The organism is Sphingomonas sp. P2_B6 (assembly GCF_056404755.1).
Genome location: NZ_JBFUDK010000012.1, coordinates 77,898 through 93,241, shown reverse-complemented (window position 1 = coordinate 93,241; position 15,344 = coordinate 77,898). Strand labels below are relative to the sequence as shown.

The following is a 15,344-nucleotide window of genomic DNA, read 5'->3' as shown; positions in this document are numbered from 1 at the left end:
CGTCTGCCCCGAAATGGCGATTTTTTACAAATTTGCGTCGATTCGATCCTATTCGGCGGCCAGCACTTGATATAGATAAAGGTCCGGGACGGTCGTTTTTCAAGGCACCAAAAAGGCTGGAAAAATGATCGTCATTGGGGAAAAGATCGAGCGGCCGACGGCCGCCGTGCTTTGGTCTTGAGGAGTCGACGACGCCATGATCCGTTCCGAACTTGTCGAAATGCTCGCCGCGGATAACCCCGATCTCGCCCTTCGCGATGTCGAGGCGATCGTCACGACCTTCTTCGACGAGATCTCGAAGCGGCTGGCGACGGGCGGCCGCGTCGAACTGCGCGGTTTCGGCGCTTTCTCCACCCGGGCACGCGATGCCCGGACCGGCCGCAACCCGCGCACCGGGGAAGTGGTCGAAGTCGACGCCAAACGCGTTCCCTATTTCAAGCCGGGCAAGGAAATGCGCCTTCGATTGAACGTCTGAGGGCCAACGCGGCTTGACGCCCGGCCCGGCTTGCGCTTCGTCGCAGGCGGCGCGGACGTGGCGAAACTGGTAGACGCACGGGACTTAAAATCCCTCGCTCGAAAGAGTATGCGGGTTCGAGTCCCGCCGTCCGCACCATTTCATGGGAATTCCTGTCCACGTCCCCGATCCGTCGGCGTCGCTTGCGCAGTCGGGGCGACCACCCGCTGGACGCTGTATCGTGTTCGGTAAATAACGGGCCTGCAATCAAGGGCGGCCGCCTGCACCACGGCCTCACGTCCACCGCAACTTAGGGTGCCGGCTCGAATCCGGTTTTCCCGGCCCGCGGCCTCAATATCCTTGCCGAGGATGCCGTCATCCCTATTCTGCCCAAGGGGGCAATAACCGCGGCGAGCACAGCCGACCGCCACCGCCTGAACTTTCTTTACGGGATGGGGAGCCTGCCGCGTCTAACGGATCGGGAGGATCGTGCATGCCAGATGCCGCCAGGCACCAATGGCTCGATGAAGTGGCCACGCAATATCGCACGCCGTTGCTGCGCTTCTTCCAGCGCCGTGTAGACCGCCGCGAGGATGCGGACGACCTGGTGCAGGACGTCTTCAGCCGCCTGGCGGGCCAGGATGTCGACACCATCGCCAACATCCAGGGCTATATCTTCCAGGTCGCCGCCAACGTGCTTCGCGACAAGGCCCGCCGCGCGAGCGTCCGAAGCATCATGACTCAGGCCCCGGAGGGGTTCGATGTCGAGGACGAGGCCGGTTTTTCCCCCGAGCGCATCCTGCAAAGCCGGGAAGCACTCCAGATCATGATCGCGGCGCTCTATGAGCTGCCTGAAACGGTGCGAATGACGTTCAGTCTCTATCATTTCGACGGGGTGGCGCAGGTCCAGATCGCGCGTCGCATGGGCCTGTCCGTCAGTACCGTCGAAAAGCATATGGCGAAGGCCAATAGCCACCTCCTCTACCGTCTGCGGAAAGTCCGATGAACAAGCGCTTCGACCAGATGGAAGAGACCGCCGCGGTCTGGGACGCGCGCCTGCGCGGTGCCAAGTCGACATTTCGTGATCGGCGGGCATTCCAGTCCTGGCTGCACGAGGACGATCTGCACCAGGCGACGCATGACCGGCTGCAGGCGGCATTGTCGAGCTTACGGGAGAATGCCGCCCTGCCGGAACTGAGCGCGTTGCGCGATGAAGCCCGTAATGGCGTTCATGAGAACCAACGGCGCCGCCTCGCTTCCGCCGTCGCCATGGCGGCTGCCATTGTCATGGTCGTGATGATCACGCTCGGCGCCCGGACCGACTATGGCGCGGAGGTCGTGGCCCGACTGCAGGGTAGCACATTCTATACGACCTCGCCCGGCGAGCGCACCAAGGTGACTCTCGCCGATGGCTCGGTGGTGACGCTGGATGGCGCCACCCGGCTGTCGGCGCTGCTTGGCGCCGGGCGTCGCGATATCACCTTGTTCGCCGGACGCGCGCTGTTCCAGGTCGCCAAGGACAAGCATCGCCCGTTTGTCGTCAAGGCGGGGGATCGGACCATCACGGCACTCGGCACCATATTCGATGTTCGCCTCTCCTCGCAGGAACTGCGCGTGACGCTCGTCGAAGGGAAAGTCGCAGTCCGCCCCGTCCAGTTCGCCCACGGCCCGGCCGAAGAGGTCCTGAAGCCGCGACAGCAGTTCGTGGCACGCGCCGGCGTTGCGTCACCGCAGGTCCGGGCCGTCGACGCGGACAAGGCGCTGAGCTGGGCCGACGGGCAGGTCTTTTTCGAGGATGAACCTCTCGCCAGCGCGGTCGAGGAAATGAACCAATATTGGCCCGAGAAGATCGTGGTCGATCCGGCCGTGGCGGATTTGCGCATCAACGGCATGTTCCGCACGAACAATCAGGCCGGTTTTCTGGAGGCGCTGCAGGTGACCCTGCCCGTCAAGATCCGCGAAGGAAATGACCGACTGGTCGTTTCCGGACGCCCTGAAACCACCGCCGACTGATCGATAAGGGGACATATGCGCTTTTCATCTCTCGCCCTCGCCGCTGCCCTGCTGCCCGCCACGGCCATTGCCCAGGACAAACCGGACCCGGCCCGGCTCAAGGCCGATGTCGAGAAGCTGGTGAGCTTCGGTACGCGGCATACGCTCTCCTCGCCCGACGATCCGAAGCGCGGCATCGGCGCCGCGCGGCGCTGGTTCGCGGAGGAGATGAAACGGACCAGCGCGCGCTGCGGGGGCTGCATCGAGGTGTCGACGGTCGAGCGCATCTTCACGGGCGACCGAGCGCCCAATGGCGTGAATATCGTCGACGTGCTCGCGGTGCAGCCTGGCAGCGATCCCAATCGGGTGGTGATCGTGCAGGGTCATATCGACAGCCGCGTCACCAATGTGATGGACATCACCAGCGATGCCCCCGGCGCGAACGACGATGCGTCGGGCGTTGCCCTGGTGCTCGAATCCGCCCGTTTGCTGTCGGGGAAGAAGTTCAAGGCGACGATCATCTATGCCGCGCTGTCGGGCGAGGAGCAGGGCCTGTTCGGCGGACAGTTGCTGGCGGATACCGCCAGGGAACGCGGCTGGAAGGTCGCCGCCGTGCTCAACAACGATATCGTCGGCAACACGCTCGGCCAGAACGGCCAGCGCGTTGCCGACCGGGTGCGGGTCTTTTCCGAAGGCATCCGTTCCTCGGAAGACCAGACCGCGCAGATGGCCCGCCGGGTCGATGGCGGCGAGGATGACGGCCCCAGCCGCGCGCTGGCCAAGGCGATCGACCATGTCGCGGATGGCATCCCCGGCGGGTTCGACGTGTTCGTCGACCGGCGCAATGATCGCTTCGGCCGTGGCGGCGACCATGAGCCGTTCCTGAAACTCGGCTATCCGGCCGTGCGCTTCTCGGTCGGCATCGAAAACTACAACCAGCAGCATCAGGACCTGCGCACCGAGAACGGCGTGGTCTATGGCGACACGGTCGACAAGATGGACTTCCCCTATCTCGCCAGGGTGACGGCGATCAACGCGGCCACGATCACGCGCCTCGCGTCCGCGCCGGCAGCCCCGGCGCAGGTAAGCCTGAACGGTGCGCTGGGCATGAACACGACGGTGACCTGGACGCCGGTGCCCGATGCGAGCGGATACCGGATCCACTGGCGCCGCAACGACAAGCAGGACTGGACCGCCCATCGCGACGTCCCCGCCCCGGCGGGCGAACTGGTCCTGAAGGACGTGATCGTCGACGATGTGTTCATCGGCGTATCCGCCCTGTCGGCGGACGGGTCAGAAAGCCTCGTCACCTTCGGCGGCCGGGCGCCAAGGCCCGCAAGGCGCTGAAGCCATGCCTCCGCGGCACGAGCACCGCGGAGAGTAATTCTATCGGGGGAGCCCGGTTCATTAGAGCGGCGAGCGTTAATCTGATCCGTTCGTCCTGAGTAGGGATCGAGGTGCCGAAGGCGTATCGAGAGCCCGTATCAAAGGACAGGTTGTCGCGCGGAACCTGTCCTTCGATACGCCCTCTCGATACGCCGCTACGCGGCTACTCGATGGCTACTCAGGACGAACGGGTGCTGGCGGCTCTGATGTAACGCAAGCTACTCTAATGATCGCCATCCCGGCGCTGACCGGGATGGCGATGCGGAACTGGGCGAGAGATCCGTCTAGAATTTGAAGCGGAACCCCAGACGATAGCTCCGCCCGATCAGGTCATAGGGCGCCGAGGTGCCGAACGAGGTGCCGCTGCTCGGGATCGGCTCGGGTTGACGATCGAACAGGTTTTCGACGGCGCCGAATATCGTCACCTTCTTGCCACCGATGCTGATGTCGTAATTCTGGGCAAGCTCGAAATACCAGACCGGATCGACATGATTGAACGCCGCCGGGATTCCCGTGCGGCTGGTCTCGGGCTGGTTGGTGATCTTGCCGGCCCCAAGGTACCGCGTGGTCAGCGTCGTGCGGCTCGGGCCCACGGCATAGGTTGCCGTCATGAGGCCACGCCACCGCAGGCTGGCGAACGTGCCGAGCGTCGGAGGCGCCGAATCGCCGGGCAGATTGGTTTCGTCCTTCAGCCGCTGCGACACCAGCAGCCGGAGATTGAGCGCGCCGGGCAGGCTTTCCGAGATATCGCTGAGATTGGTCCGATAGCTCGCCTCATAGTCGATGCCTTCTACCGCCACATTCTGCGCGTTGATGCCGCTGGTGAAGATGGTGGCGTTGACCAGGTTGGTGGCGCCCGCCGCCTTGACGATGGACTGGCAGGCCGCCGCATTCTGCGGCCGGTTGAAGCCGTAGCACATGTCGATGATCTGCTGCGCCCCGACTGCGGTAATCGCGTCCTGGATATCGATTTTGTACCAGTCGACCGAGACGCTGAAGCCGGGCAGCCAGCGCGGCGTATAGACTCCGCCCGCCGTCCAGGTGTCGGCGATTTCAGGCTTCAGGTTGGGATTGCCGCCGCTCAGCGTGATGTTCGGCACCTGCGGGCTGCCGGGCTGGCTGCGATCGAGATAGGCGTTCACGAACTGGCTCGCCGGCGCGAACAGATCGTTGAGGTTCGGCGCGCGGATGTCGCGCGATCGCGTGCCGCGCAGCCTCAGGCCGTCGACCAGCTCCCAGGTCAGGCCCGCCTTCCAGGTCGTCACCGCGCCGCTGGTCGAATAGTCGGTCCGCCGCACCGCGCCGTTCAATTCCAGATTCTTCGCGACGACCGAGTCCTTCAGCAGCGGCACCAGTACCTCGCCGAAGAACTCCTTCACATTATACCCGTTGCTGCCGGGCTTGAAGTTGCCGACGTTCCACTGCGACGCGACGGAAAGATCGTCGGCCGTCGCGGAAAAGGATTCCTTGCGATATTCGAAGCCGGCGGCGATCGAGACCGGCCCCGCCCAGGTGGAAAAGGGATTATACTGGGCGTCGATCGACCAGACGTCCTGGTAGAAATCCAGGTCCTGGCGCGTCCGGTATCCTTGCGCGGCACCGGTGACCCAGGCGATCGACGCGGCGCCGAGCGATCCCTCGCCGAACACGTTCATCGGCACGCAGCCATTGGTCGGACTGGCCAGGGTCGAGCGGCAGATCGGCGCGCCGACCGCGATGCCCGGCACACCGCCGACCGCGGGGTTGGTGGTCGCATCGATGGCCTGGTTGAAGCGGCTGAGGATGATGTTGTTGTCGCGGGTATACCACACATTGCTGTGACCGCGCTGGTAATAGGCGCGCCACCTGCCGCTATCGAGGAAGCTGCCCTCCAGCGCGAGCAGAACCCGGTCCTGACGGCGATTGTAGCCCGCCTCGCCGATATGCGTGCCGGGCGTGTTGATCATGTCGTAGAAGAGCCGGCTCATCTGGAACGAGGTGATCTTGGCGGTGTCCATCGCCTGCTGCACCGATACCGGGATGAACGGATTGTCGCGGGTAATGACGAGGTTGGTGCTACCCTGGCGGTTGTAGACCGCCGACCAGTTGATCGTGTCGTTCCCGGCATAGCTCGCCTCGACGATCGCGTTGATCGAGTCGGTGAGCTCGTAGCTGAGCCGGCCATAGACGCTCCAATGCTTGTCGTCGGGCATCAGCGCGCCGCGAATGGGCATGGATTCCACCGTCCCGCCGGCCTGTACCTGGCCCTGCTGGATCGGCCCGTAAACGAAGGTGCCGACCGTGCCGCCCGGGCCGAAGGACATGCCCTTCAGCGGACCGGCAGCGATCACCCCGCCCGGCGTGCTGTTATAGCCGGCATCGGTGCGCACGATCTGGCCGGGCTGACCGTTGGTCGCCGTCCAGTCCGGATTGTTCAGCAGGCGCAGGCCGGGCTGAAACCATTTGCGCTGATGCTCGTAGAAATCGATCCTGTCGCCCTTGTAATAGGAGCCGCTGAGCAGGACATGACCGCGGCCGCCCGCGAATTTCGCGCCCCAGGCAAGATCGCCGGTAATGATCCTCCCGTCGGAATAGTCGGTCTGGCTCGCGTTGAAGCTGCCCTTCAGGCCAGTGAATTTGGTGTCGAGGATGAAGTTGACGACGCCGGCCACCGCGTCCGAGCCATAGGCCGCCGACGCGCCGCCCGTCACCACATCGACCCGCTGCACCAGGTTCTGCGGCAGCAGATTGACGTCCACCGCAGGCGACATGCCGGAGCCGACGACGCGGCGCCCGTCAAGCAGCACGAGCGTACGGGTGACGCCGAGATCGCGCGCGCTGAGCTGGTTTGCACCGCCGGTCGCGTTGGCGAACAGGGTCGTTGTGCGCGGCGTGTTGCCCGTTCCCATCGACGGCAACTGCGTGACATAGTCGGCGATGTTGGTCGGGTTGCGCTCGGCGATGTCTTCAGAGCTCAGCACGGTGGTGGGCGTCGGCGCGTCGTTGCCGTTGCGCACGATGCGCGAACCGGTGACGATGACCTCGCTCGCCGGGGCTTCGCTTTCCTCCGGTTCTCCCACCCCGCCGGGAGTCAGGCTGGTCGCGCGATCCTGAACGCGGACCGCCCGCGCTGAAGGAGCATCCTCATAGTTGATCGGCTGCCGCCGCACCGCGACTGGCTCAGGCGCCATGACCTTGCGCAGGGTGAGGACACTGCCGCCCTCAGCGCGCAGACCAGTCCCGTCAAGCAGGGCCTGCAGGGCCGCACGGGGCTCGACACTGCCGCGAACGCCTCTGGTCCGCTTGCCGGCGACCAGGGCGCTGGAGAAGATGATCTCCTGGTTCGCCTGCCGGGCGAAAGCGTTCAGCGCGCTTGCCAGATCACCGGCGGCAATGTCGAAAGTCCGTGACTGCTGGGCAGCCGCGGCAGGCGCGGTGGCAAGCAATAGCGCCGTCGCCACCGCCGAGCTGCAGCCATAGATGGAAATAAACCCCCTATTACGCATGATGACCCTCCCGCCGCGTTGATCGCGGTTCCGTCCTGTGAGACGCAGGGGGCGTTCGATCCCGCCAAAAAAATGTCATGAAACGCTTGGGCGCACTGCCTTGTCAGCCGGGGACAGGATCAGCCCTTTGCCTGATCGGTGGAACCGCCCGGCCAGCCCGCCGCCTCCATCTTCTTCCACAGGCGGTGCATCGTGGCCCGCGCGTTGCCCAGTCCGGCGCGGTCGGTGGTGTCGCGCCAGCGATCGGCGTGATCGAGCAGTAACGCGATGCGCGGCCCGGGTGTCTGTTCGGCGGCCCAATTGGTGATGGAACCGGCGTTGGTCAGGGTGAGCGAGAGCGTCATCACAGCAATGACGATCGACGTCCAGCGCAGGGCATGCATCTGCCCCGCAGGGCCGGGCAGATCGACGGGGAATTCGGAGGCTATGGGCATGCCAGGCTCCTAGAAGCGGTAATAGATGAACGGGGCGACGCCTTCGAAGCGCATCGCGTCGATGACGAGGATCAGCCCGGCCAGGCCGACACCGACCAGCGGCGCGGGCATGGTGCGGATGCGGATGGCCATGCCGCTCATCCACCGCGTCGGCACAGCGTGAATCGCCAGCCCGACGCCGATCAGCAGCACGATCAGCGGCGAGGCAGTGAAGCCGGCCGGGCTGCCGAACGGATCGAGCATACCCCCGAGATAGGCCATGGCGTCGCCGAAACTCGCCGCGCGGAAGAAGATCCAGCCGAGCAGCACGACGTGGAAGGTGAGCAGCAGCCTCGCCCATACCGGCAGCGGCGGCCAGCTCTTCGGCGCATGATCGGCCCAGAAGCGCTCAACCGCCAGCGCGCCGCCGTGCAGGCCGCCCCAGATGACGAAGGTCCAGCTCGCGCCGTGCCACAGGCCGCCGAGCAGCATGGTCAGCATCAGGTTGCGATAGGTGGCGAGCTTGCCGCCCCGGCTGCCGCCCAGCGCCTCGATATAGAGATAGTCGCGCAGCCATTGCGACAGAGTGATGTGCCAACGCCGCCAGAAATCCTGCAGCGATGTCGCGCGGTAGGGCTGGTCGAAATTGCGCGGGAAACGATAGCCGAGCAGCGCGGCTAGTCCGATCGCCATGTCGGTGTAAGCGGAGAAGTCGCAATAGATCTGCACCGCATAGCCATAGGCGGCGAAGACCAGGTCGAGCGAAGAGTGCGAAGCGGGATCGGCGAACACCGGGTCGACGAAGCCTACCGCGAGCTCGGAGGCGATCACCGTCTTCTTGAACAGGCCCCAGACGATCAGCAGCAGCGCCATCGAGACCATCGACCGGTCGAGCTTCGGCCGCGACTGGAATTGCGGCACGAGATCGGCCGCGCGGACGATCGGCCCGGCAACGAGATGCGGGAAGAAGGACATCAGCAGCAAGATGTCGAGCAACGCCGCGGGCTCGACGCGCCGGCGATAGACGTCGACGACATAGCTGATGCCCTGGAAGGTGAAGAAGGAAATGCCGATCGGCAGGATCACCCGGAGCATCGGCAAGTCGCGTTCGAAGCCGATCGCGGCGAGCGTGGCGCCGATCTGTTCGGTGAAGAAGTCGAAATATTTGAAGAAGCCGAGGATGATCAGATTGACCGCGACGCCGCAGAGCAGGAGCAGCTTACGGCGATCGGCGAAACGATCGTTCGCGAGGCCCGCCGCGACCGCCCAGTTCATCAGCGCGGAGAAGATCAGCAGCGGGACGAAACGCCAGTCCCATGCGCCGTAAAAGACCCAGCTCGCGACAAGCAGCAGGATCTTGCGCCATTCGTTCGAGCGCGCGGACCAGACGAGGGTGAAGACGAAGAGGAAGAAAACGCCGAAGGTGAGCGTCGGAAACAGCATGGTTATTCCGCGGATGCGGCTCCCCTGTCGAGGTCGGCCTGGAGGCGCCGTGCGATCTCCCGTCCGCCCGCGGTGTTGAAATGGACATAGTCGCCGCGCATCAGCGGCACCTCGCGCTGGACCCAGTTGCGGGCCGCGCAGGAGCCGCCCATCCGTGCCTGCCAGTCCCACAGGGCAAGGCCCATCTCGTTCGCTACCCGGCGCTGGATGTCGCGTACGGCAGCGAGGGCGGGCGGCGCGAACAAGGAGGGTTGGTCGCCCGCGCCCTCGCAGCCGACCAGCGCGCCGGGTGCGTTGGTGCGCAGCGCGGGCTGGCGACTGAGCGAATCCGGGGCGCCGAGCAGCAGCATCGGGACGTTGCCCGAGAGCAGGCGCAGCCGGGTGATCTGCGAGCGGAGCACGGCCTCGAACGCGACCGGATCGAAATGTGGCGCGAAGCCTTCGTTGGTGCCGAAAGCGAGGACGATCAGGTCGGGGCGATAGGCTTTCAGTTCCTCTGCCATAACGGCATCGTCGGTCCGCGCAAAATGGGCGAGTTGCGATCCGACCACGCCGAGATTGGACAGAGCGATGCCGCCATCGTCGCGGAAGGTCGCCCAGGACGTGAGCGTGAGAGGACGCCCGTCAGCGACAATCTCGACTGACGCGTGCGGCACGGTCGAACGGATCGTTCGGCAGGCCGGCCGCCGCGACGGCGCCGTGAAATCCAGCCGGTGCTGATCCTCTCCATCGAACCGGACGCTGACGCCGCCAGCGTCCGGGCCACCGATCGCGCAGAGGATGAACCGGTCGAACGCCATGCCCGGCGCGGCATTCAACGCCATGCTCGCGCCGACACGTGTCGCGGTCATGCTGAAGCCGGAAAGACCGAGCGGCGGCCGCGGTGCAATGGCGCCCTTGCCGAAGGTCGCGCCGATCGCCCAGCCGGACGACATGGAGACCGTGACACCGCGCGTGACATATCCGTCATAGGGGCGCCCCGGCGGCAGCACGCCCCTGCCGCCGCCGCCGAACCGCGCCTGTAACAGGTCCCGCCAGGCGCCCGTCACCGCATCGCCGGCGGTGTGGCTGTCGCCGATCTGCAGGATATGAACCGGGGCGACGCCCTTCGCGACCCGCACGGCCTCGAGCCTGGCGAAATAGGGTGCAAGCGCCTCTGGATTGCACAGCGGCCCGGCACAGGTCGACGCGGCCGCGGGCGCCGAGAGCGCGGCCAGGATCAGCGGGGCAAGCTTCACTTCGCGGCTTCCCCGCCCCCGGTTGCGGGCGTGCCGGCGACGGTGCGGGCGGCATCGGCGTAGTTGCGGATTCGACCGGCCAGCTCGCGCGTGATCCAGAGATAGCCGGTCATCGACATGTGCACACCGTCCGCCGCGCGGATCAGGGTGCGCTTGCCGGATTTCGGATCGTTCAGATAGGTCGCGAAATTTCCTTTCGCGTCGGACGCGACCGGCCTGGTGTCGATGAATGGGACGCCCAGGGTCGCCATGCGCCCCGCATAGAAATCGTTGATCGCCATGACATCGGTATCGAGCGATTCCTTGCCGATGCGCGGCAGGCCGACCCAATAGACCATCGCGTGATGCCGGCGCAGCAAGGCGACGTAGCGATCGAGGCGTCCGCCGACTTCCTGCTGCCAGAGCGGCCCCATGAACTTGGCATATTTGCCCTGGGGCGTGATGATCCCCTGCGCGTCATTGGCGCCGAACGAAATGATCGCGATATCGAGCGGCGCATCACCGAGTTGCTCGGCGGCACGGGTTTCCAGGTTGAGGCTCTTGTAGCGGGTGAAGCCGGTGGCCGGCTGGCTGTACTTCACGACCTCGTAACCCGCCTTGTTCGGCAGTTGCTGCTCCAGCCCCCACCAGACGCCATCGCCGAAACTGTCGCCGAACACGCCGATCTTGATCCGGTTGCCGGTCGCGACCGTCCGGACCAGTTGCTGGAACGGTGCGGCATATTGGCGGATCAGCGCATCCTCCGCCTGGGCCGACACCGGCATCGGCCGGGCGATGGCGGGCCGGGCCGGCGAGACGGCTGCCGCGGAGGCGCTGCTGCCGGTCTGGAAGGCCCAGCCGATCGCCCCCCCCACTGCAGTGCCCAGCAGGAGAACCGCCGTCCGGTCGAGCAGGATGCGCAGCGGAGGACGATGTGGCGAAGACATCAGGTCGAGATGGCGCGCGGCATCCTGCGGCGCCTGCACTATACCTTGCAACACGGCGTTCATACTTTCAGCGGGAGAGTGTATTCTATCGAACGCCGCATTCATGCGCCTATCTAGAGCATCTTGTCTACAGACTCGCGAGTGATTGCAGAATTTTACGGCACTCCGGCAACTTTGTCCGGGGCCTGTGCAATAAATCACTTGGAGTATTACTTGGCTATTTGTTCGAGTGATGAACTCCAACTGGCGATGCACGTGACGCTGACAAGATTCCGAATAATCACCCGGAGCGGTTCGGGCAGTTTTCTCGGATAGAATAGAGATGAATTTCAATCGGATCGTCATTCGCAATAGCATTGAAATGAAGGATGATGCTCTTCATCAAGCCTCACGGTGAACGCGGCGGATTCCGGCGGGATTCGCTGATCGGACGCGACCGGATCGGCTATTGTCCGCTTCTGTTCCGGGCCACGCCACAGGCAGGTGGAAGCTGGACGCGCAAGGCGGTAGGACCGGGCGTGGTTTCCCCCTCGCCCCTTCAGAATTTCCCCGATCGAAGCGGGATTCGATGGAAGCGTGGCCGCCTTTTGGGCATCGCTTTGTGCGTTGCGGTGCTGACCAGCAGCTGCGGCCGGAACGAGCGCGGCACGCATGGCGGCCTCGTCCGGCTGTCGGACGACGAGGTGAAGAATCTCGATCCCCAGAAGATCTCCGATCTCACGTCGCTGCGCGTCGCCGAGGACCAGTTCGAGGGACTGACCCGGCATCGCGGCGATGGGCAGGCCGAGCTGGGCCTGGCGAAGGCGATGCGCTGCACCGCCGACAAGCTCTCCTGCAGCTTCACCCTGCGGCCCGGCCTGCGCTTCTCGGACGGCGCACCCATCACCGCCGCTACCTTCGCGGACGGTTTTGCCCGGCTGCGCGACCCGAAGACGACCGCGCCCAATGCCAAGCTGTTCGACGGCATCGCGACCATCGCCGCCAGCGATCGGGCGACCGTGACCGTCACCTTGCACCGCCCCTTGCCCTGGCTGACCGAATTGCTTGCCCAGCCCGCGCTGGCGGCGCTGCCGATGCACCGGATCGCCGCCGTAGGAGACCGCTGGACCAGTGATCGTCCGCTCGTGACCTCAGGTCCGTACCGCCTCACCGGCTGGCGGCTCGGCGACCGGCTGAGCCTGGCGCGCAACCCGGCCTGGCATGATCGCCCGGCCCCGACCTCGACCATCGTCTGGCAACCCGCAGAGGACAAGCTGGCGGCACTCCGGCGCTTTCGCGGGAAAGAGGCGGACACGGTCAGCGACATTCCGGGAAGCCGGATCGACTGGGTACGCCAGCGCTTGCCCGGCGCAGCGCGGATCGCGCCTTATGCCGGCACCTATTATCTCGCCTTCAACACCCGCAAGCCGCCGTTCGACGATGTCCGGGTCCGCCGCGCGCTGTCGATGGCGGTCGACCGCGACTGGATCGCGACCAGATTGATGGGCACCGGCGAGACCGGCGCGCTGGGCCTGGTGCCCCCGGTGCTTGGCGGGGATGACCCCGACGTTTTCGCGAACCACGATCGTCCAGCGGCTATTCGCGGCCTGCTCGCCAGGGCGGGATATGGCCCAGGACATCCGCTCGTGTTCGATGTGCGGTTCAACAGCGGCGGCGATCACCGGCGGATCGCGGTGGCGCTGGCGGCGATGTGGCGGCCTTATGGTGTGGAGGCCCGGCTGCTCAACAGCGAGGCGGCGCTGCATTTCGCCGCGCTGCGGCTCGGCGACTTCCAGCTCGCCCGGTCCGGCTGGATCGCCGACGTGCCGCGACCGGAAAATTTCCTCGCCGTACATCTGAGCAATGCGGGCGCAGTCAATTATTCGGGCTATGCCGATGCCGGCTATGACCGGCTGGTCGCGCAGGCGCTCGACACGGTCGACCCCGCCGCACGGGCCAAGCTGCTGCGCGCGGCGGAGGAGCGCCTGCTGCACGCCGCGCCGATCCTGCCGATCTATCATTATGTCAGCCGCTCGCTGGTGGCGCCCGAGGTTCGGGGATGGCAGGATAACGCAATGAACATCCATCCCAGCCGCCTGCTGTACCGGGAGCCGCGATGAAGGCGGGCGGCGCCTTGCTCCTGCTTGCGCTGCTCGGCGCGGTGCCGCTGTCGGGCTGCGGCCGGCGGTCGGACGCCGGACCGGTCGTGGTCAGCGCTATCGGCGGGGCGCCGAAGCTCGGCGATTCGTCGCTGGGGGCACTCGACACTCCCTCCCGCCTGCTCGTCGACTCGACCGCACAGGGACTGGTCCGTTTCGACGCTGCCGGGCAAATCGAGCCGGGCGTCGCCGAGCGCTGGATCGTGATCGACGATGGCATGAGCTATATCTTTCGCCTGCGCGACGCCGAGTGGAGCGACGGCCGGCCGGTAGACGCCGAGGAAGTGGTGGCGATCCTCCGGCGACAGATCGCCAACCGATCCGACAACTCCCTCCTGCCCTTTCTCAGCGCGATCGACGAGATCGTCGAAATGACGCCACAGGTGATCGAGATCCGGCTGAAGCGGCCGCGCCCGGATCTGCTCAAGCTGTTCGCGCAGCCCGAACTTGCCCTGTTTCGCACACGACCGCCGGGCGGCAGCGGCCCGTTCCGGATCACCGAAACTTATCGAGATGGCGCGATGTTGCGCCCGGCGTTCGACCCCGCCCGCTCGCCGGACGAGGAGGCTGCCGAGCCGGGCCCGGAGCGGCATGTCCGCCTGATCGGCGAGCGAGCCGCCCGTGCCATCGCGCGGTTCGCCGCGCGCGATTCCGACATGGTCACCGGCGGCACTTTCGCCGAATGGCCGTTGCTGGGTTCTGCCGCGATCGCGCAGGCCAACCAGCGGATCGACCCCGCCGCCGGGCTGTTCGGCCTGGCGATCGTCAGCCGCAAGGGTTTCCTCGCCGAGGCGGCGAACCGTGCGGTCGTCGCCCGATCGGTGGATCGCCAGGCGATCGTCACCGCCTTCGCGCCCGGCTGGAATGCGACTTCCCAGCTCCTGCCCGACCGGCTCGATTCGGGGGCGGCGCCAACCCCCGGCTGGGTCGCCTCGGCGACCGATACGACATCCGCGATCGACCGGGTCAACAGCTGGCGCGCCGCGCATGACGGACCATTGTTGCTGCGCATAGCCCTTCCATCCGGGCCGGGCTCCACGATCCTGTACGGCATCGTCGCGGCGGGGCTCCAGCGGATCGGCATCGATACGCAGCGGGTCGCGATCGACGCCGATGCCGATCTGCGCCTGATCGACGCGGTCGCCCCTTATGACAGCGCACGCTGGTATCTCGCCACCGCGTGCCAGCCTTGCGGCGCGGACGCCCAGACAGCGGTCGATGCAGCCCGCGACGCGCCGACGCTCGTGTTACGTGCCGCCCGGATCGCCGAGGCGGATGCGGCGGTTGCGGCGGATATCGCTTATATTCCGGTCGCCCGGCCGCTGCGCTGGTCGCTCGTCGCGCTGCGACTGGGGCAGTGGCAGGGGAACTCTCGCGCCTGGCACCCGTTGAATCACCTGCGTAACGACACCAAATGAGGTGATATGGCCAACCGTGCGACCCGAATGAGTCCCGAACCCCTTGGCGCGATCGCGGGCAGCCTGACCGGTAGCGACGCCGCGTCGGTGCGCAAACGCATCGTCGCGATGGAGCATCTGCTCGAAGGGCTGTTCACCATCCCGGGTACCAACCGCAAGGTCGGGCTCGACGTGATCCTCGACATCGTCCCGATCGGCGGCGGCGCGGTCGCCGCGCTGATGGGCGCATGGATGGCGTGGGAGGCCCGGAACCTGGGCATGTCAAAATCCCAGGTCGCGCGGATGGCCGGCAATATCGGCGTCGACTTCCTGCTCGGCCTGATCCCCTGGGTCGGCGCGGTGCCCGATTTCTTCTTCCGGTCGAACACCCGCAATCTGAAAATCATCAAACGCCATCTCGACAAGCACCACCCCTCGACGGTGGTGATCGACCAATAGCGTTTTGCGCGTC

General features: G+C 65.8%; 12 protein-coding genes and 1 tRNA gene. 8 read left to right on the top strand and 5 right to left on the bottom strand.

What is annotated here, in order from left to right; all coding sequences use genetic code 11:
* Positions 1 to 196 precede the first annotated feature (196 nt).
* The 5 genes from ihfB to AC1DX5_RS16890 all read left to right on the top strand — a co-directional run bounded on the left by ihfB (position 197) and on the right by AC1DX5_RS16890 (position 3,793).
* Positions 197 to 475, top strand: coding sequence for an integration host factor subunit beta (ihfB, locus tag AC1DX5_RS16910; RefSeq protein ID WP_478016468.1), 279 nt, complete (start codon positions 197 to 199; stop codon positions 473 to 475).
* 51 nt (positions 476 to 526) lie between these two features.
* A tRNA-Leu gene (locus AC1DX5_RS16905) sits at positions 527 to 613 on the top strand.
* A gap of 334 nt (positions 614 to 947) precedes the next feature.
* Positions 948 to 1,460 (top strand): RNA polymerase sigma factor, encoded by a 513-nt coding sequence (locus tag AC1DX5_RS16900; protein WP_465172641.1) that lies wholly within the window; start codon positions 948 to 950, stop codon positions 1,458 to 1,460.
* Positions 1,457 to 2,467, top strand: coding sequence for a FecR family protein (locus AC1DX5_RS16895; protein ID WP_478016467.1), 1,011 nt, complete (start codon positions 1,457 to 1,459; stop codon positions 2,465 to 2,467). The genes AC1DX5_RS16900 and AC1DX5_RS16895 overlap by 4 nt, the downstream gene beginning before the upstream one ends.
* A gap of 15 nt (positions 2,468 to 2,482) precedes the next feature.
* On the top strand, positions 2,483 to 3,793 hold the full coding sequence (locus AC1DX5_RS16890) for a M28 family peptidase (RefSeq protein WP_465176221.1): 1,311 nt from the start codon (positions 2,483 to 2,485) through the stop codon (positions 3,791 to 3,793).
* Between the two features lie 323 nt (positions 3,794 to 4,116).
* Here AC1DX5_RS16890 and AC1DX5_RS16885 read toward each other — a convergent pair whose 3' ends face one another.
* The 5 genes from AC1DX5_RS16885 to AC1DX5_RS16865 all read right to left on the bottom strand — a co-directional run bounded on the left by AC1DX5_RS16885 (position 4,117) and on the right by AC1DX5_RS16865 (position 11,391).
* Positions 4,117 to 7,317 carry a TonB-dependent receptor domain-containing protein gene (locus AC1DX5_RS16885; RefSeq protein ID WP_478016466.1) on the bottom strand — a complete coding sequence of 1,067 codons (3,201 nt, stop codon included), beginning with the start codon at positions 7,315 to 7,317 and terminating at the stop codon, positions 4,117 to 4,119.
* Positions 7,318 to 7,436: 119 nt separating this feature from the next.
* Entirely contained in the window at positions 7,437 to 7,751 is a 315-nt protein-coding gene (locus AC1DX5_RS16880; protein WP_478016465.1) for a hypothetical protein, read from the bottom strand.
* A 9-nt stretch (positions 7,752 to 7,760) separates the two neighbouring features.
* Positions 7,761 to 9,173, bottom strand: coding sequence for an MBOAT family O-acyltransferase (locus tag AC1DX5_RS16875; RefSeq protein WP_478016464.1), 1,413 nt, complete (start codon positions 9,171 to 9,173; stop codon positions 7,761 to 7,763).
* 2 nt (positions 9,174 to 9,175) lie between these two features.
* A complete protein-coding gene (locus tag AC1DX5_RS16870) occupies positions 9,176 to 10,411 on the bottom strand; it encodes a GDSL-type esterase/lipase family protein (protein ID WP_478016463.1) in 1,236 nt (411 codons plus the stop codon).
* Positions 10,408 to 11,391, bottom strand: a complete 984-nt coding sequence (locus AC1DX5_RS16865; RefSeq protein ID WP_478016462.1) for an SGNH/GDSL hydrolase family protein — start codon at positions 11,389 to 11,391, stop codon at positions 10,408 to 10,410. Before AC1DX5_RS16865 ends, AC1DX5_RS16870 begins: the two co-directional genes overlap by 4 nt.
* 314 nt (positions 11,392 to 11,705) lie before the next feature.
* On the opposite strand from AC1DX5_RS16865, the gene AC1DX5_RS16860 reads away from it, so the two are divergent.
* Genes AC1DX5_RS16860 through AC1DX5_RS16850 form a run of 3 tightly spaced genes read left to right on the top strand, consistent with a single transcriptional unit; the run spans position 11,706 to position 15,331 of the window.
* Complete coding sequence (locus AC1DX5_RS16860) at positions 11,706 to 13,436, top strand: peptide ABC transporter substrate-binding protein (RefSeq protein ID WP_478016461.1); 1,731 nt, start codon at positions 11,706 to 11,708, stop codon at positions 13,434 to 13,436.
* A complete protein-coding gene (locus AC1DX5_RS16855) occupies positions 13,433 to 14,893 on the top strand; it encodes an ABC transporter substrate-binding protein (RefSeq protein WP_478016460.1) in 1,461 nt (486 codons plus the stop codon). Before AC1DX5_RS16860 ends, AC1DX5_RS16855 begins: the two co-directional genes overlap by 4 nt.
* Positions 14,894 to 14,920: 27 nt before the next feature.
* Entirely contained in the window at positions 14,921 to 15,331 is a 411-nt protein-coding gene (locus AC1DX5_RS16850; protein WP_465176214.1) for a DUF4112 domain-containing protein, read from the top strand.
* The last annotated feature ends 13 nt before the right edge of the window (positions 15,332 to 15,344 follow it).